The organism is Gordonia zhenghanii (assembly GCF_021738965.1).
GTDB lineage: Bacteria > Actinomycetota > Actinomycetes > Mycobacteriales > Mycobacteriaceae > Gordonia > Gordonia zhenghanii.
The window spans coordinates 1-16620 of record NZ_JAKKOQ010000014.1; the positions used below are offsets into that span (position 1 = coordinate 1).

The following is a 16620-nucleotide window of genomic DNA, read 5'->3' on the forward strand; positions in this document are numbered from 1 at the left end:
GAGACCCACCCGCTGGTCGAGCGAAGTCGAGACCCACCCGCTGGTCGAGCGAAGTCGAGACCCACCCGCTGGTCGAGCGAAGTCGAGACCCAAGGTCTCGACTCCGCTCGACCACTTGACTCCACCCCAGCGATAACGGCGGTCCGCTCGCCTCGCCCCTTCGCCTCGCCCCTTCGACTCGCCCCGCTCGTTCGGGACAGCGTTCCGCTCGACCAGCAGGAAGGACCAGCAGACCGGTCAGAACCAGCGTTCGAGAACCCGCGCGACGCCGTCGTCGGCGTTGGTCCCGGCGACTTCGTCTGCCGCAGCGATGGCGACCGGGTCGCCGTTGCCCATCGCGACGCCGTGCGTGGCCCACCGGAGCATCTCGGCGTCGTTCGGCATGTCGCCGAACGCGACGACGGACGATCCCGCGACGTCGGTGTTGGCGATCAGCCATTGCAGGCCGGAGGCCTTGTGCACGCCGGGCACGGAGAGCTCGACGAGCCCGGTGTCGATGGAGAACGTGACTTCGGCGAGGTCGGCGATGGGCGGGGTGAGCAACGCCGACATCTCGTGCGAGCTCATTCCCGGTTTACGGGCGAGCAGTTTCACGGCGGGCAGCTCGGTGAGATGGCTGTCGGTGACTTCGACGTGGTCGGGGTTCAGCCAGGCGTGCTCGTATCCGGCCGTCGCGACGAACGACGGGGTCGCCGCGTCGTGCGCCACGCTGCCTGCACGCTCGGCCGCCAGACCGCACCCCGGCACGAGTTCGGTGCACACGGTGCGCAGCGTCTCCAATACGTCGGGTGCGAGTTCGGCAGCGAACAGCACGGCGTCGTCGCGCACGTCGTAGACGATCGCTCCGTTCGCGCAGACCGCGTAGCGCACGGCGGCCGGCGTGCCGACGAGTTGATCTGCGATCTCGGGCACCCACCGTGGCGGACGCCCCGTCGACAGGATCAGCTCGACGCCCGCCTCTGCCGCCCGCACGAGAACCTCGCGGGTGGCCGGTGTGATCTGGTTGTGGTCGTCGATGAGGGTGCCGTCGACGTCAGAAGCGATCAGCGTGGGCGGGCCGAACCGGTCGCCGCTCACTCCCCCTGCCGTTTCGCTGCGCGACGCGCAGCCTTCTCGCGAGCTTCTGCGTCTTCGATGACGAGCGCCTCCTCTGGTGTCGGTGCGCTGCCGCCGAGCCGGGCGGGCAGCCAGTCAGCGCCTGCAGGCGCATCCGGATATTCATCTTGTACACGGTGCAGTTGGGCGACCATCGCATCGTGCAGGCGGTGAGTCGCTTCGACGGCGTCGTCGGTGGGATCGAACATCAACGGCGCACCGATCCTCGTGTGGATCGGTATGCGCGCACGGCCGATGTTCCGCTCAGTTCCCTTGCTGAGCTGACGCTGCGATCCCCATACGATGACCGGGATCACCGGGGCTCCGGACTCGACGGCCATCCGGGCGGCCCCGGTCTTGAACTCTTTCAGTTCGAAGCTTCGGCTGATGGTCGCTTCGGGGTAGACGGCGACGAGTTCGCCGTTCCGCAATGCGTCGACTGCGGCCCGGTAGGCGTCGGCTCCGGCTGACCGGTCGACGGGGAGGCTGCCGGTATGGGCGACGAGGAATCTCGTGATCGGCACGTCGGTCAGTTCGGACTTGACCATGAAACGCGCCCGTCTGCCGCGCTGCCGCAGGGCGAGTCCGACGGGGAGGAAGTCCACGTATCCGGTGTGGTTGATCGCCAGCACGCCGCCGCCCTCCGGAATGTTGTCGAGCCCTCCGACGTCCAGGCGGGTCCCCTGCAGCAGCCGGATGCCTGCGGTGATCGCCTCAAGGGTTCGATACACGGGCTCCATCGCCGGTGGCCTCCCCTTCGTCAGTCTTCGCGCGCTTCGCGCTTACGCGCTTTCGCCTCCGCGTCGGCGGCGTCCATGGCGTTCGCTTCCTCGAGTGTCGGAGCCCCGCCGCCGCGCGCTGCGGGAACCCAGTACTCGCCGGGCGGGTACGGGCCGTATGCGTCCTGCATTTCGGTCAGTTTGGCGCGCATCGACTCGTGCAGGCGCGCGGTCAGCTCCGCCGGAGTGCCCTCGGGCTGGATCGGTTCGGCCACGCCGACCATGATCTTCGCGCCGGACCGGCCCATGTTCCGCGGATGGCCTTTAGTCCAGATCCGCTGGGCTCCCCACACGATCGTCGGGACCAGCGGAGCACCTGACTCGAGAGCCATTCGCGCGGCTCCGCTCTTGAACGACTTGAGTTCGAAGCTGCGACTGATGGTCGCCTCGGGGTAGACGCCGACGAGCTCGCCCTGATTGAGATAGTCGACGGCGTCCTGGTAGCTCTGCGCACCGTTCGCGCGGTCCACCGGAATGTGCTTGAGAGCACGCATCAGCGGACCCCCGACTGCGTTGTCGAAGACTTCTTTCTTCGCCATGAAGCGGACGTACCGTCTGCCCTGCAGGTATGCGGGGATACCGGCGAAGGTGAAGTCGAGGTAGCCGGTGTGGTTGAACGCGACGACGCCTGGGCCGTCGGCCGGCACGTTCTCGACCCCTGAGATGTCGAAGTCAAGCCCCTGCGCGAGCCACAGCATGCGGGCGGTGGACACGACTGACGCGTACACGGGTTCCATAGAGGTGATGGTAGCCGGGACGCGCAGGCGGCGACGGTCGGACGTGACCCAGCCGACGCGACCGGCAGCAGCGGGCCGCCGACAGGAACCCCGTCGCCTGGCGACGATAAGCTTGTCCGAAAGCAGTCCCCATCGAAAGGCTCCAGCCCCGTGCAGATCACGAGCATCGGCCACGCAGGCTTCCACATCCAGACCGCCGCAGGCTCCATCGTCTGCGATCCCTGGGTGAATCCTGCCTACTTCGCTTCGTGGATCCCGTTCCCGGACAACACCGAGCTCGACTGGAAGACCATCGGCGACTGCGACTACCTGTACGTCTCGCATCTGCACCGCGACCATTTCGACGAGCGGAATCTCGTCGAGAACTTCAATAAGGACGCCACCGTCCTGCTCCCCGACTATCCGGTACCGGATCTCAAGCGCGAACTGGAACGTCTCGGGTTCACCAAGTTCGTCGAGACCGATGACTCGCACAAGCACCGTGTGTCGGGGCCGAAGGGCGACCTGGACATCATGATCGTCGCGTTGCGGGCTCCGGCCGACGGACCGATCGGCGACTCGGGACTGATCGTCGACGACGGCGAGACCGTCTGCTTCAACATGAACGACGCCCGCCCGGTGGACCTCGACGTGGTTCGCAACGAGTTCGGTCGCGTCGACGTCCACCTGCTCCAGTACTCGGGCGCCATCTGGTACCCGATGGTCTACGACATCCCACGCAAGTCGAAGGCGAACTTCGCGATGCAGAAGCGTCAGCGCGGGATGGACCGTGCGCGCTCGTACATCGAGCAGGTCGGCGCCACCTGGGTGGTCCCGTCGGCGGGTCCGCCGATGTTCTTGGACGACGACCTGTACTCGTTGAACGACTTCAACACCGGCAGCGACGCCGACAAGGCGAGCATCTTCCCCGACCAGGCCGACTTCCTGGAGCAGATGCGGATCCACGGCACCGACGACGGCGTCCGTCATCGCGGCCTGATGATGGTGTCGGGATCGAGCGTCGAGTTCCGCGGCGACGAGCTGCTCGAACTGTCGCACCCGTACCCGCCCGAGCAGATCTTCGGCGAGGGCAAGAAGGCGTACCTGGACTCCATGAAGGCGAAGTTCGCGCCGATCATCGCAGCCGAGAAGGCGACGTGGGCCGCCCCCGACGGCGAACAGCTGCTCCCCCAGTTGAAGTCGCTGTTCGAGCCGATCATGGCGGCATCGGATCTGATCTCCGACGGGATCGGCTACCCGGTCGGGCTGGTCGTGGGCGACGAGACGTTCGTGCTCGACTTCCCGCAGCGGACCGTCCGGATGCGCGCGGACGGCGACGGCAAGTACCGCTACGGCTTCCGGATCGCGCCCGAGCTGATCCGCACCGTGTTGCGCGACGACGAACCGGACTGGGTCAACACGATCTTCCTGTCGACGCGCTTCACGACATGGCGCATCGGCGGCTACAACGAGTATCTGTACACGTTCTTCAAGTGCCTGTCCGCCGAGCGGATTGCGTACGCGGACGGCTGGTTCAACGAGGCGCACGACGACGACGCGTCGATCGAGCTGGACGGCTGGAAGATTCAACGTCGCTGCCCACATCTGAAGGCCGATCTGAGCGCGTTCGGCGTCGTCGAAGGCGAGAAGCTGACGTGCAACCTGCACGGATGGCAGTGGGATCTGGCGAGCGGACGATGCCTGACGTCCAAGGGGCACGAGCTGCGCTCGGAGCGCCTCGACTCCTGAGCCCGACTCGAGGCCAGAACTGATGAAGCACCCGACATCGACGGAGCCGTGGTGACCGGTGACGCGCCCGGAGGTGCCGACCGTCGGTCTTACGGCGGCCGGTCGCTCGCGGACCGCCGCGCCGACCGCCGCGACAGGTTCCGTGCGGCAGGCCTCGAATTGTTCGGCACCGTCGGCTTCGCGCGGACGACGATCTCGGCCCTGTGCGCCGAGGCCGGTCTCTCGCGCCGCCAGTTCTATGAGGAGTACTCGGGCAGCGAAGAGCTGATGGTCGAGATCTACGACGAGATCCAGTCGACCACGCGTGACCGGGTCGCAGAAGCCGTCCGCGCCGCAGACCACTCGGACGTCGACGCCGTCGCACACGCAGCGATGACCGCGTACATCGACACCGTCGCCACCGATCCGCGGTCGGTCCGATGCCTGTTCGTGGAGGCAGGCGGCATCTCCGAGACGATGGAGAAGCATCGGATATCCGGGCGCGACGAATGGTCGGCGTATCTGGCCGAGGTGATCGGGATCTTGCCGACCGCGAGCAGTCGGCGGATCGACTACGGCGCGACTGCGTTCATCGGTTCACTGACCGCGGTGATCCATCGGTGGGCGACCTCGGACGATCGACCCGACCACGACGAGATCGTCGCACTGCTCGCACGTCAGTTGGTGCAGCTGGCGACCGAGGGCGCCTCCGCCTGAGCGTCGCCTGCGCCGGTTCGCGACCACTCCGCCCGTCCTGGCGATAGGGGTTACCGCGTGATACATTTACGCGCGTGTGAGACGAGGGCGTCTCACACGCGCAGGTCGTCGTGCTTCTCACCGACGACCCGACAGACTCGATCCGGGTGGAATCGGGGCTCTTGGGAGGGAGCCACTCGGATCGTCGAAGCGCGGCACGGATGGGGGTACGTCCCGCTCCGTGTCGCGCTTCCCCCTTCTTCGAGCCTCCCCTCACAGGCCGAGCCAGCCCAGATGATCCCTGAGCAGGGCGTACCCCGCGAACGCGATGATGTCGATGACTGCGTGCGCGACGATCAACGGCCACAGTCGGTTCGTCTTCTGATACCAGCGACCGAACACGAGCCCCATCACGACGTTGCCGAGCCCGCCGCCGATCCCTTGGTACAAGTGATAACCGCCGCGCAGAAGCGACGATGCGATCAGGCTCGTGCCGTCGCGCACCCCCAACTGCTTGAGCCGAACCATCAGATAGCCGACGACGATCACCTCTTCGGCCACCGCGTTGCCGACCGCGACGAGACACAGCAACACCAGCCGCCACCAGGTCGTGTCCCCCGAAGTCGGCGACAGTTGCGCGTTGACACCGAAGGCGGACGCTGCGGCGACGAGCGCGAGACCCGGCAGTCCGATGAGGGCGGCCAGGCCGAGTCCGGGCGGCACATCACGCGCGGCGAATCTACCCATGCCGATCGCCGACGGGCGGAAACCGCTGCGCCACAAAAGATAGACGCCCAGCGCACCGATCGCGAACAGTCTCACGATCCGCAGCGACTCACGGAGCACGTCGATCACGGCATTCGACGACGTCTCCGGATTGAGCGCGACCGTCGTCTCCGCGACACCCGCTCCGAGTTGCATCTCGATCAGCGACAAGATCGCGTACAGCGCAGAGAACCCGAAGGTGAAGATCCCGACGAGGACCATCTCCACGATGATCGCCCGTCGCTCGGAGCGATCGTCCACTCGAGTCACCTGCACCGTGTCAGAGTACGGGTCGCGGGTGGGATCTCGACTCCGCTCGATCAGCGGGCGGAGCTCGATCAACAGGTATCTCGACTCCGCTCGATCAGCGGGTGGGGCTCGATCAACGGGTATCTCGACTCCGCTCGATCGGCGGGTGGGGGCCGGCTCGATCAGCGTGGAGCGGTTGGATCAGCAGAAGGACTGGTGATCGAGTTCGGGGTGTAGGGCGAGGGCCTGGAGAGCAGCCGAGAGATCGGCGACGCGGCTGACGGGGCGGCTGAACGGGAGGCGGACGTCCGAGTCCGAATCGGCGGACTCGACGCGGAAGGTCAGCCCGAAGCGATCGAGACGGAGCGGACGGATGCGCCCGCAGCGCAACGCGGGCGGGATCCGACGTGCCAGTTGGTGGATGAGGTCGGCGTGATCGCTCTCGAGGTGACTGAGCCAGTCGGCCTCGTACGCCCAGAAGATATCGGGTTCCGCGCAGGCGAGTTCGTCGACGGCCACCGCACCCGCACCGGTCGCGGTGGCGATGACCGCCGTCGCCAATGCCATGCGGACCATCGAGTACCCGTGTCCGATGTCGAGCAGCCGCTCGTCGGGATGATCGCCCGCGATCTCGACCGCCAACTCGCGCTGCAGCTCGGTCGGGACCTCGTGCAACGATCCGGTCAACCACACCAGCGACCGCACGCGCTCACGCAGTTGCAGTGGGGCACAGTCGATCACCTCGACGACCGCCGACGACTCGTCGCCCTCGACCGCGACGGTGAGCGCGGGCGCCTCATCGGCGACGAGCAGGAAGGCGTCGCCCTCGAAGAGGTGGATCATCGCCACTGCGTCACAAGCGTCCGAGACGTTCGAACCGTCCACCGAGAGCGTTCCGCCCTGCGCCCGACGGCAGGCCGTCTGGATCATCTCGGCGTCGCATGGGGCAACGATCGTGGCCATAGGATCCTCCAGCATCTTCTTCGGACATCGAATGCCGCCGACATCGGCCGCCTCGACGTAGCCGACCTTGTTATGTAGGCAACCCTAACTTATGTATACCTAACCTAGTTCGTGATGGCCGCCACGTCAACGCTTGAACTCACGGCGAGCACCCTGAATTCACTGCGAGCACATCGAATCCAGTGCTCGACTACTGTGGAGTCGTGCCAGTCTTCGCTTACTTCGGCCCCGCGGGCACCTTCACCGAAATGGCTCTCGACGCGATCCTCGCGACGCGTTCCGACGCCGACTCCGCCGACAAGCGCGCGCTCTCGAGCCCGCTCGCGGTGATCGCCGCCGTCCGTGCAGGCGAGGCCGACTTCGGTTGCGTGCCGATCGAGAGCTCGCTGGAGGGCGCCGTCCCGGCAACCATGGACGCGCTCGTCCCCCAAGGCGGGCAGCCTCGCGTCCAGGCATACGCCGAGGTCGCCCTCGACATCGCGTTCACTGTCGCCGCGCGCGAACCGACGTCCGCCGATACGGTGACGACGATCGCGGCCTATCCGGTGGCATCCGCACAGGTCCGCCGCAGCGTCGCCGAGCAGTTCCCGAACGCCGAATTCGTGATCGCGACGTCGAACGCCGCCGCGGCGGCCGACGTCGCCGCCGGTAGCGCCGACGCTGCAGTGACCACGGCGGCCGCCGCGCGCCTGCACGGCCTCGTGTCGCTGGCCGACGGGGTCGCCGACTCCGACGACGCCGTGACCCGCTTCCTGCTTCTCGGTCCGCCCGGGCCGCCGACCCCCGCGACGGACGCGGACCGCACCAGCGTCATCCTCGATCTCCCGAACACCCCGGGAAGTCTGGTAGCGGCGATGAACGAGTTCGCCATGCGCGACATCGACCTCACTCGCATCGAATCGCGCCCCCGCGGCTCCGGAGCACCGGGGCAGTACCGCTTCTATCTCGACGCGCGGGGGCACGTGAACGACGCGGCCGTCGGCGAGGCACTGCGCGCGCTGCACCGAACCGCCGAGAACGTCGTCTACCTCGGGTCGTGGCCCATCGCCCGAGGCACAGCGTCTCTGCCGCCCGACCACCGCGAATCCCACGAATGGTTCGCCCGCCTACTGGAAGGGGACGACTGACATGGCGCGCCTTCACCTGGTTCGACACGGTGAGACCACGTCGAACGTCATGCGAATCCTCGACACCGCGCTCCCCGGGGCGTCCCTCACCGACTTCGGCGCCCGGCAGGGCGTCCGCTTCGGTCTGGAACACCCCGACGGAAAGCCCGCCGTCCTGGCCCACTCGGTCGCCTCCCGCGCCCGCCAGACTGCCGACATGATCGCCTCCGTCTGGGAGGCCGACACCGTTGAGCTGGACGGAGTCCACGAAGTCCAGGTCGGGGATCTCGAGGGGCTCAGCGACAAAGAGTCGCACGAGAAGTTCCACGACGTGGTCACCCGCTGGCACCACGGGGAACTCGCCGCCCGGATCCCGGGCGGCGAATCACTGGAGATGCTGCACGAGCGCTACCTGCCCGTGATCGACGAACTCACCAGGAAGTATGTGACCGGCGAGGGACGCGACGTGTATCTCGTCTCGCACGGCGCGGCGATCCGACTGATCGCCGCGCACCTGTCCGGGATCGACTCGGAGTTCGCGCTCAAGAACTACCTGCCGAACACGGGTTCCGTCGTCCTGGAACCCGGCGACACCCGGTGGACCGTCTCACGCTGGGGCGTCGCCGATCTGGCGGACGGTGACGGGAGCCCAGCAGACCCGATGGGTTGAGCAGACCCCATGGGTTGAGTGGACTAGCCCCACCCGTTCTCGTGCAGCCAGCGGTCGTCGATGCCGAAATGATGCCCGACCTCGTGCAGCACGGTGACGGCGACTTCGTGACGGACCTGGTCCGGTGTCGAGCACATCGCCAGGAGTGGCTCGCGGAAGATCTCGATGGTGTCGGGAAGGAACCCCGAGTACTCGTTGGTGCGCTCGGTGAGCGAGACGCCCGTGTACAGCCCGAGGACCGTCGGGTCTTCCGGGTGGTGATCGTTCACGAGGATCACCACGTTCGACATCGCATCGGTCAGTTCGTTCGGCAACAGGTCGAGCGCATCACCGACGAGTTCTTCGAACTGTCTCTTCGACATCGATACGGGCATGCCCGACATTATCCCGCAGCGGGGGCGGGAATCTCCCGACTGTCGGGGTTGTACCCGGGCGGCAACGGCACCGGTGTACCGACCGAGCGGCCCGGCGGGCCCTTCTCAGGCGGGTCCGGGAGGCGACCGTTGATCAACACCTGTTCGCGCGCGTCGCCCACGAGCGTCGCGAAGCCGCCACGATCGGGCAGCGCTGCGTAGCAGACCACCCGGCGACTGCCGGTGAGCCAACTGACCTCGGAGATCACCGACCACTGCACGTTGAGGGTCGTCTCTTCGAACTTCGACGCTCCGCCGAAGAACTTGTTGGTCTCATTCGGACAGATCTTCGTCAGGTATTCGTTCTGGTCGCGCGCGCTCGGCCACGCTTTGCCGGAGTTCCGGCCACCGAAGCGTTGCGAGAGGTCGACGCCGCCCGTCGTCTGGAAGGCGTGCGGCTCCGAACAGTCGACGACGGTGCTCGTCGCCTTCCTCGTGTCCTTGTCGATGCCGACGCAGGTACCCGTCGGCCACGTGAACGACTGGTCGATGTCTGCGACGAGTCCGGTGAATTGCTCCTGGACGCCCTTCGCGCCCGGCTGCTCGATGCCGCAACGCAGGACACGCGCACCCTTCTCCCACTGGACCTTCGACGGGAACATCAGGCCGGACGCGAATCGACCCTGCGGGTCGAGGCCGCCGCCGAGGTAGCGGTCGACGATCGCCGGACAGTTCTCGTCGCGGATGGCGCCGAAGCGTTCAGGACCTGGCCATGGCGCCGCCGCCGCGAACTCCGACGTCGGGAACGTCTCCGTGTCGAGTGCGCCCGCGACCTCGAACCGGTGTGGCTTTGCGCAGTCCGTGAGGCTCGGCTCGCCCGGCTGCGCGGCGTCCCACTGGAGGCAGTCGCCGGGCTCGGAACGCGTGAAGTCGTTCTCGACCAGCGCGCTGCCTTCGCCGATCACCGTTGTTCCGACGCTTCCGTGATCGGAGAAACCGCCTCGAGCCAGGAGTACGCCGCCCGCTGCGACGCCGCCGACGAGAATCGCAGTCAAGAGAATCAGGAGCCGTCCGCGGGACCGATGCGTGCCGGTGGTCGCGACGCGCGCCCCGTCGTCCGACTCCTCGTCGTCATCCCAGTCGTCGTCCCAGTCCCCATCGGTCGCCTCGTCAGCGTCCAGATCGTCAACGTCGAGACCGTCTGGGTCCAGATCGTCAGCGCTTAGGTCGCTGTCCGCCCAGTCGTCAGTGTCCAGCCGGTCGGTTTCCCGGCCGTCGGCGGCCGGAAGGTACTCGGTGTCGGCGGGCGAATACGCACTGGTCGGCGGGTACGCGCCGCCGTCTGAGGCCACGGTGTCATCGACCGCGGCGTCAGCGGCGTCGGACACCATGTCGGCATCAGCGTCCTGCGGCGACAGGTCGTCGCCGCCTCCTGGTCGGTGGCTGTCAGAAGTCATCTCCTCCATCATGCCTGGTCGCCCTCGACGATGTCGTCCCCCGGGCCAGGAACACGCCCAGGTAGGCTTCCAAGCGTGATCGACCTGAAGATCCTGCGTGAAGATCCCGACCTCGTCCGCGCCTCGCAGCGCACCCGTGGCGAAGACCCCGAACTCGTCGACCGGCTGCTCCAAGCAGACGCTGATCGACGTGCGGCGATCGCCGAAGCCGATTCGCTGCGCACCGAGCAGAAATCGCTCGGCAAGCAGGTCGGCAAGGCGTCCGGTGATGAGAAGGCCGAGCTCCTGACCCGCGGCAAAGAACTCGCCGACCAGGTCAAGGCCGCCGTCGCCCGCCAGAAGGAGGCCGAGGAGACGGCCACCACGTGCCAACGCGCCATCTCTAACCTCGTGGCCGAGCAGACCCCTTCGGGCGGCGAGGACGACTACATCGTTCTGGAGCACGTCGGTGAGCCGCGGACCATCGAGAACCCGAAGGACCACCTCGAGATCGGCGAGCATCTCGGTCTCATCGACATGGAGCGCGGCGCCAAGGTGTCCGGTTCTCGCTTCTACTTCCTGACCGGTCTCGGCGCGCAGCTGCAGCTCGCCTTGTTGAACATGGCTGCAGCCAAAGCCACCGCCAACGGCTTCACTCTGATGGTCCCGCCGGTTCTGGTGCGCCCGGAGATCATGCAGGGCACCGGATTCCTCGGCTCGCACGCCGACGAGGTGTACCGCCTCGAGGCCGACGACCTCTATCTGGTCGGCACGTCGGAAGTGCCGCTGGCCGGCTACCACTCGGACGAGATCCTCGACCTGTCCGACGGCCCGAAGCGGTACGCAGGCTGGTCGACGTGCTTCCGCCGCGAAGCGGGCTCGTACGGCAAGGACACGCGCGGCATCATCCGCGTCCACCAGTTCGACAAGGTGGAGGGCTTCATCTACTGCAAGCCCGAGGACGCCGAGGCCGAGCACCAGAAGATCCTCGGCTGGGAGAAGGACATGCTCGCCGCGATCGACGTCCCGTACCGCGTCATCGACGTGGCTGGCGGCGACCTCGGCAGCTCCGCAGCCCGCAAGTTCGACTGCGAGGCGTGGGTTCCGACCCAGAACACCTACCGCGAGCTGACGTCGACGTCGAACTGCACCACCTTCCAGGCGCGTCGCCTGCAGGTGCGGTACCGAGACGACAACGGCAAGGCGCAGACCGCCGCGACACTCAACGGCACGCTCGCGACGACCCGCTGGCTGGTGGCCATTCTGGAAAACCATCAGCAGCCCGACGGCACGGTGCGACTTCCCGAGGAGCTCGCCCGGTTCGTCGGCGTGGACGTACTCACGCCGCGCTGACTGACATCTCGCCGATCGGGACCTGATCGGGTCGTTCGAGGAGTCGACCGACGCGACCGACGCCCAGGCGGCTTTCAGGTGCCATCGGTAACGTGACGACGATGAACGACCAGCCCGAGCCGCCGAGGATGCGACGGCCACCTCCCGGCGGCCAGCCGAACAGGCAGCCCGGCGGCGAGCCGTATCGGCCACCGCAGGCATGGTCGGCCGAACCTGGACAGCAACAACGGCGCTACATGCCGACGCCCGGCCAGGAGCCATTGCGGGGACGTCCCGGATACGCACCGCGCCAGGAGCCGCAGCCGGTCCCGCCGCAAGATCGGCATCGTCGGCCCGCAGGAGCGCCACCCGGCCCACCGCCGCAGCGACCCCGCCCCCGGTCCGACTCCGGCGGCCCGCCGCGCCGCCCCGCAGCCGCGGCCCAGCCGACTCCGCGCCGCAAGCGCAAGCCGCGGCGTGTACTGCGCATCGTCCTGGTGATCGTGCTGGTGCTGCTGATCATGCCGGTCGCGCTGATGTTCTACTACGACGCCAAACTGCATCGCGTCGACGCCCTGTCGGACTACCCGGGCCGCGTCGGCGACACGCCCGGCACGACGTGGCTCATCGTCGGCACCGACTCACGCGCCGATCTCAGCCAGGAGGACAAGGACAAGCTCGCCACCGGAGACAGCGACGGCTCCCGAACCGACACGATCATGATGGCGCACATCCCGACCACGGGTAAGCCGATGCTGATCAGCGTGCCGCGCGACCTGTACGTCCCGATTCCCGGCCAAGGCAGCCACAAGATCAATTCGGCGTTCAACACCGGCGGCCCCAGACTCCTCGTCCAGACCGTCGAGCAGTTCTCCGGCGTCCACATCGACCACTACATCGAGATCGGGTTCGGCGGATTCGACAAGGTCGTCGACGGAGTCGGCGGCGTCGAGATGTGCCTGGACCAAGCCTTGCGGGACCCGAAGGCCGGACTGCGTCTACCGAAGGGCTGCCAGACGTTGGACGGCGCGCAGGCGCTCGGCCTGGTGCGGACCCGGGCGTTCGCGAACGCCGACCTCGAACGTGTCGTCAATCAGCGCAAGTTCTTCTCCGCCCTCATGTCGAAGGTCACGAGTCCGTCGGTGCTGTTGAATCCGTTCAAACTGATCCCGTTCGCCAACGGCGCGGTGAACGCGGTGACCGTCGACGAAGGCGACCACCTGTGGAACCTGGCGTGGCTCGCTCTGCGTCTGCGCAACCCCGTCACGACGACGGTTCCCGCGGCAGGCGACGAGATCACCGACGACGGCGACTCGTTGATGCCCGGCGACGACACGTCGAAGTTCTTCGAATACGTCAGCCGTGGCGTCGAAGTCCCCGAGGAGCTGTTGAGTGATTCGGGCGGTTCGACGATCGGTGGCTAGCGCGGCCGTACTTTAGGCTGGTCGTATGAGTGAGACGCCGACGCAATTCCAAGAACTACTCCACGACCAGATCAGCAACGAGTTCTCGGCGTCGCAGCAGTACATCGCACTCGGGGTCTGGTACGACGCGCACGACATGCCCCAGATGGCGCGCCATTTCTACGCGCAGGCCGTCGAAGAGCGCAATCACGCCATGATGATCATCCAGTACTTCTTGGACCGGGACATCGACGTGCGCGTCCCCTCGGCGGCCGCGCCGACCACCGAGTTCGACGACTACGAGGACCCGATCGCGTTGGCCCTCGCACAGGAGAAGGTCGTGACCGAGCAGATCGTCGCGCTGGCGAGCTCTGCGCGCGAGAGCGGCGACTACCTGGGCGAACAGTTCATGCAGTGGTTCCTCAAGGAGCAGGTCGAGGAGGTCGCCCGGATGACGACGCTGCAGACCATCGCCCACCGCGCCGCAGGCAATCTGTTCGACCTCGAGAACTTCGTCGAGCGCGAACTGAACACCGCCGGGGCGACCCCTGACGCGGCCGCTCCCGTCGCCGCAGGCGGCAACCTGCAGTAGTAGACCCTCCCGGCCGGTCGAGCCATTCCCCGCCGGTCGAGCGAAGTCGAGACCCCACCTCGCCGGTCGAGCGAAGTCGAGACCCCGCCCCGCCGGTCGAGCGAAGTCGAGACCCCTACCGGATCGTCACCTGGCGCGCGATGATGCCTGCTTTGGACGCGCGCTGCGCGGCAGTCAGGTCGGAGGTGTCGGCGAGGGCTTCGGTGAGCGCCTTGTCGAAGGCGTCGAGACCGTCGTTCCATTCGGAGTGGTGGGCTTCCACGTCGAGGTCGAAGACCGGGACGAGCAGGCCGTGGGTGCGGAACGATCCGGCGAAACGGGAGCCGTCGCCGAGCGTGAGCCCGCCGGCATCGTGGACGCGCGCCAACGCGTTCATCAGCGAGTCCTCGTCCTCGGGCCGCACCCAGCGAAGGTGCGCCTTCTCGCCCGCGTCCACCCACCACGGGGCGCCGACGCCGCTGGCGGGTGTCAGTCGCGCGGTCGGCAGGATGGTGTCGTTGGCGCGCTCGAGCATCGCCTTGATCTGCGGATCGAGATCGGTCTCGTCGGCAAACCACCAGGCGAAGTCGTCGTGGACGGTCACGTCGATCGACGCGGCCGGGTCGACGATGTCGGCCAGGTCGAGGTCGGTGGCCGAGCCGTCGTACTCGCTTCCGGTCGTCGCGGTGGCGGCCCAGGCGAGCGCGTTCGTCACGGACGTCCGGAGGTCGTCGGGGTCCGGATCGGTCTGGAGCGCCGCATACCCGTGCGCTTGCGCGTCACCGCTGACGTCGGCGAACACCGCGCCGGGGAGCACTGTCGCGAACTCGACGGACTGCTTCGCGTCGAAGTCGGCGGCGAACGGGACCGTTGCAGTCGCTGACGCGATGAACGTCCGCATGGCGACGAGGTCGCACTCTGCCGCCAGGCCCTTGAACGGACGGACCGGTCCGGCCAGCGATGCGGCCTGCCGTGCCTTTCGTGCGGCTACTCGTTCGGCGCGATTGCTTCCCGGGCGCGGACCGCTGCCGCGCTTGCTCTTCTTACCCATGCGTCCAATATCTCACGGACCGCGTCGGGGTCCGGTCAGTAGGCGGTGACCAGCCAGTCCCGCACCCGGGCCGGATGATTGGTCGCCACCCAGCGGACACCGAGGTCGGCGCACAGTTGGACGTCGGGCTGTTCGTCGACGGTCCAGCAGTAGGTGACGCGCCCCGACGCTGCAGCACGGTCCACCAGCTCCGGGTGCGTGCGGAGGGTGTCGATGGACGGGCCGACTCCGGTCGCGCCGACTGCGGTGGCCGCAGTTCCCCCGATGATGCGGGCGCTGTCGCCGAGCAGGACGGTCGGGAGCATCGGCGCGCTGCGGCGGATACGCCAGACCCCGGCAGACGAGAACGAGATGACGACGGCGCGGCTGTGGTCGGCCGACGGCGGTGTGGCGATGCCGAACTCGTGGAGCATCGCGAGTAACTCGGTCTCGACGAGCGACCCGTAGCGGACCGGGTGCTTGGTCTCGATGAACAGCCGGACCGGACGATGCCAGTCGAGTGTCAGGGTGAGGAGTTCGCGCAGCGTCAACACCTGTGCGGGACTGCCGCTGTGCCACGTGCCGAAATCGTGTTCCCGGAGTTGGTCCAGTGTCATCTCGCTGACCGCGCCGACACCGTCGGAGACTCGCTCGATGGTCCGGTCGTGGATGCAGACGAGTTGGTGGTCGGCAGTCAACCGGATGTCGCATTCGAGTCCGTCGGCTCCCTGCTCGAGCGCCAGTTCGTAGGCGCCGAGGGTGTGTTCGGCGACTTCGCCGGACGCTCCGCGGTGCGCGACGACGGCAGGTTTGCCCGACCGCGACACTCCTCGCCCGGTCATGCCGCGACCAGACGTCGTACTGGTCGTTCGACGGTCTCGAGTGTCCCCGCGATGATCTCCAGCCGGCGGACCGCCCAGTGCGCGAACACCGCAGACACCCCGAACACCAGGGTGACGAGAGCCAACGCGTCGGCGTCGAGTTGGAGTGACGTGGTACTCCAGGCCGCGATCCGGTAACCGGCTGCCAGCAGCGCGAGGGCGTTGACCAGCCCCCATGCGATCGCGAGACGCACCCGGACTCGATCGGCGCGCGGATCCGGCGGTCCGATCCGCGCCGCCTCGTGAAGCAGCCAGAGCGCACCGACCACGTTGACCAGCGGGACCATCGACAGCAGGTACACCACCACGGTGGGTCGCGGGTCGACGAAGCCGGCCGAGGCGTACCGTCTGCGCCGTATCTGACGCACCCACCGTCCGAACGCGACGGTGGCCATGACGACGGCCACGAGCGCCATCACCCCGAAGACGAGCACGGCGATGCTGCTGAGCCAGTCGATCCACATCGGGATCGGGTGGGTCCGGTTGACGACGGCCACGACATAGCGGATCGCGTGGACGACGCCCGCGCCGGCCAGGATCAACGCGGCGAGCCGCAACGCTCGAGTCAGCGCATCGGTCGTCGGCGGGACCGGATCGGCGGCGGCGTCGACGGACTCCGTGCGTGGAACGTCGACGAGTCCCCAGCGCGGTGTGCTCGCATAGGACGGAGTCGGTCGCCGCCTCGCGCTGCGCGGCCCACGAGGTGCGGGCATCGCTTCGCGCGGCCGGTGCGCAGTCCATCGAAGAGGTCGTCGAGCCGGCTGGAGTCTGGGCTGCTGGGGTGCGGGCTGCTGGGGTGCGGGACCGCCTCGAGAGACGACGGCCGCTCCTTGTGCGTCGGTCTGGA

17 protein-coding genes are annotated in these 16620 nt (G+C 67.5%); 7 read left to right on the forward strand and 10 right to left on the reverse strand.

Going from position 1 to position 16620, the window contains the following annotated elements; translation table 11 throughout:
- Window positions 1–237: 237 nt before the first annotated feature.
- Genes L5G32_RS14870 through L5G32_RS14880 form a run of 3 tightly spaced genes read right to left on the reverse strand, consistent with a single transcriptional unit; the run spans window position 238 to window position 2611 of the window.
- Window positions 238–1077 (reverse strand): HAD family hydrolase, encoded by an 840-nt coding sequence (locus L5G32_RS14870; protein ID WP_237011855.1) that lies wholly within the window; start codon window positions 1075–1077, stop codon window positions 238–240.
- Window positions 1074–1835: a lysophospholipid acyltransferase family protein gene (locus tag L5G32_RS14875; protein WP_237011856.1), complete on the reverse strand. Its 762-nt coding sequence runs from the start codon at window positions 1833–1835 to the stop codon at window positions 1074–1076. The genes L5G32_RS14870 and L5G32_RS14875 overlap by 4 nt, the downstream gene beginning before the upstream one ends.
- Before the next feature lie 20 nt (window positions 1836–1855).
- Entirely contained in the window at window positions 1856–2611 is a 756-nt protein-coding gene (locus L5G32_RS14880) for a lysophospholipid acyltransferase family protein (protein ID WP_237011857.1), read from the reverse strand.
- A 150-nt stretch (window positions 2612–2761) separates the two neighbouring features.
- Here L5G32_RS14880 and L5G32_RS14885 point away from each other — a divergent pair, with 150 nt between their 5' ends.
- Window positions 2762–4339, forward strand: a complete 1578-nt coding sequence (locus L5G32_RS14885; protein ID WP_237011858.1) for an MBL fold metallo-hydrolase — start codon at window positions 2762–2764, stop codon at window positions 4337–4339.
- Window positions 4340–4390: 51 nt separating this feature from the next.
- Complete coding sequence (locus L5G32_RS14890) at window positions 4391–5035, forward strand: TetR/AcrR family transcriptional regulator (RefSeq protein ID WP_237011859.1); 645 nt, start codon at window positions 4391–4393, stop codon at window positions 5033–5035.
- Window positions 5036–5287: 252 nt separating this feature from the next.
- On the opposite strand, the gene L5G32_RS14895 is transcribed toward L5G32_RS14890, so the two are convergent.
- Entirely contained in the window at window positions 5288–6001 is a 714-nt protein-coding gene (locus tag L5G32_RS14895) for a CPBP family intramembrane glutamic endopeptidase (protein ID WP_237012022.1), read from the reverse strand.
- Between the two features lie 228 nt (window positions 6002–6229).
- Complete coding sequence (locus L5G32_RS14900) at window positions 6230–6991, reverse strand: DUF2470 domain-containing protein (protein ID WP_237011860.1); 762 nt, start codon at window positions 6989–6991, stop codon at window positions 6230–6232.
- Window positions 6992–7194: 203 nt separating this feature from the next.
- Here L5G32_RS14900 and pheA point away from each other — a divergent pair, with 203 nt between their 5' ends.
- Together pheA and L5G32_RS14910 are read left to right on the forward strand one after the other, a co-directional pair.
- Window positions 7195–8118 (forward strand): prephenate dehydratase, encoded by a 924-nt coding sequence (gene pheA, locus L5G32_RS14905; RefSeq protein ID WP_237011861.1) that lies wholly within the window; start codon window positions 7195–7197, stop codon window positions 8116–8118.
- Window position 8119: 1 nt separating this feature from the next.
- The gene (locus tag L5G32_RS14910; RefSeq protein WP_237011862.1) at window positions 8120–8767 is read left to right on the forward strand and encodes a histidine phosphatase family protein; all 648 of its coding nucleotides are present in this window, start codon (window positions 8120–8122) and stop codon (window positions 8765–8767) included.
- A 23-nt stretch (window positions 8768–8790) separates the two neighbouring features.
- On the opposite strand, the gene L5G32_RS14915 is transcribed toward L5G32_RS14910, so the two are convergent.
- Window positions 8791–9141, reverse strand: coding sequence for a metallopeptidase family protein (locus L5G32_RS14915; protein ID WP_237011863.1), 351 nt, complete (start codon window positions 9139–9141; stop codon window positions 8791–8793).
- 8 nt (window positions 9142–9149) lie between these two features.
- Window positions 9150–10577, reverse strand: a complete 1428-nt coding sequence (locus L5G32_RS14920; RefSeq protein WP_237011864.1) for a septum formation family protein — start codon at window positions 10575–10577, stop codon at window positions 9150–9152.
- A gap of 75 nt (window positions 10578–10652) precedes the next feature.
- Here L5G32_RS14920 and serS point away from each other — a divergent pair, with 75 nt between their 5' ends.
- From serS to L5G32_RS14935, 3 genes are all read left to right on the forward strand, one after another.
- Window positions 10653–11909, forward strand: coding sequence for a serine--tRNA ligase (gene serS / locus L5G32_RS14925; protein ID WP_237011865.1), 1257 nt, complete (start codon window positions 10653–10655; stop codon window positions 11907–11909).
- A 101-nt stretch (window positions 11910–12010) separates the two neighbouring features.
- Window positions 12011–13312, forward strand: coding sequence for an LCP family protein (locus L5G32_RS14930; protein WP_237011866.1), 1302 nt, complete (start codon window positions 12011–12013; stop codon window positions 13310–13312).
- Between the two features lie 25 nt (window positions 13313–13337).
- Window positions 13338–13883, forward strand: a complete 546-nt coding sequence (locus tag L5G32_RS14935; RefSeq protein ID WP_237011867.1) for a ferritin — start codon at window positions 13338–13340, stop codon at window positions 13881–13883.
- A 115-nt stretch (window positions 13884–13998) separates the two neighbouring features.
- Here L5G32_RS14935 and L5G32_RS14940 read toward each other — a convergent pair whose 3' ends face one another.
- From L5G32_RS14940 to L5G32_RS14950, 3 genes are read right to left on the reverse strand one after another with little or no spacing between them, the layout of a single operon-like run.
- Window positions 13999–14913, reverse strand: coding sequence for a DUF5926 family protein (locus tag L5G32_RS14940; RefSeq protein ID WP_237011868.1), 915 nt, complete (start codon window positions 14911–14913; stop codon window positions 13999–14001).
- 35 nt (window positions 14914–14948) lie between these two features.
- Window positions 14949–15734, reverse strand: a complete 786-nt coding sequence (locus L5G32_RS14945) for a glycerophosphodiester phosphodiesterase family protein (protein ID WP_237011869.1) — start codon at window positions 15732–15734, stop codon at window positions 14949–14951.
- The gene (locus tag L5G32_RS14950) at window positions 15731–16486 is read right to left on the reverse strand and encodes a DUF4328 domain-containing protein (RefSeq protein ID WP_237011870.1); all 756 of its coding nucleotides are present in this window, start codon (window positions 16484–16486) and stop codon (window positions 15731–15733) included. Before L5G32_RS14950 ends, L5G32_RS14945 begins: the two co-directional genes overlap by 4 nt.
- Window positions 16487–16620 lie beyond the last annotated feature (134 nt).

Coding starts and splice junctions, on each gene's coding strand:
- L5G32_RS14875 (WP_237011856.1), bottom strand. CDS start 1,835: ATGGAGCCCGTGTATCGAACCCTTGAGGCGATCACCGCAGGCATCCGG.
- L5G32_RS14880 (WP_237011857.1), bottom strand. CDS start 2,611: ATGGAACCCGTGTACGCGTCAGTCGTGTCCACCGCCCGCATGCTGTGG.
- L5G32_RS14895 (WP_237012022.1), bottom strand. CDS start 6,001: ATGGTCCTCGTCGGGATCTTCACCTTCGGGTTCTCTGCGCTGTACGCG.
- L5G32_RS14900 (WP_237011860.1), bottom strand. CDS start 6,991: ATGGCCACGATCGTTGCCCCATGCGACGCCGAGATGATCCAGACGGCC.
- L5G32_RS14910 (WP_237011862.1), top strand. CDS start 8,120: ATGGCGCGCCTTCACCTGGTTCGACACGGTGAGACCACGTCGAACGTC.
- L5G32_RS14915 (WP_237011863.1), bottom strand. CDS start 9,141: ATGCCCGTATCGATGTCGAAGAGACAGTTCGAAGAACTCGTCGGTGAT.
- L5G32_RS14920 (WP_237011864.1), bottom strand. CDS start 10,577: ATGACTTCTGACAGCCACCGACCAGGAGGCGGCGACGACCTGTCGCCG.
- L5G32_RS14930 (WP_237011866.1), top strand. CDS start 12,011: ATGAACGACCAGCCCGAGCCGCCGAGGATGCGACGGCCACCTCCCGGC.
- L5G32_RS14935 (WP_237011867.1), top strand. CDS start 13,338: ATGAGTGAGACGCCGACGCAATTCCAAGAACTACTCCACGACCAGATC.
- L5G32_RS14940 (WP_237011868.1), bottom strand. CDS start 14,913: ATGGGTAAGAAGAGCAAGCGCGGCAGCGGTCCGCGCCCGGGAAGCAAT.
- L5G32_RS14945 (WP_237011869.1), bottom strand. CDS start 15,734: ATGACCGGGCGAGGAGTGTCGCGGTCGGGCAAACCTGCCGTCGTCGCG.
- L5G32_RS14950 (WP_237011870.1), bottom strand. CDS start 16,486: ATGCCCGCACCTCGTGGGCCGCGCAGCGCGAGGCGGCGACCGACTCCG.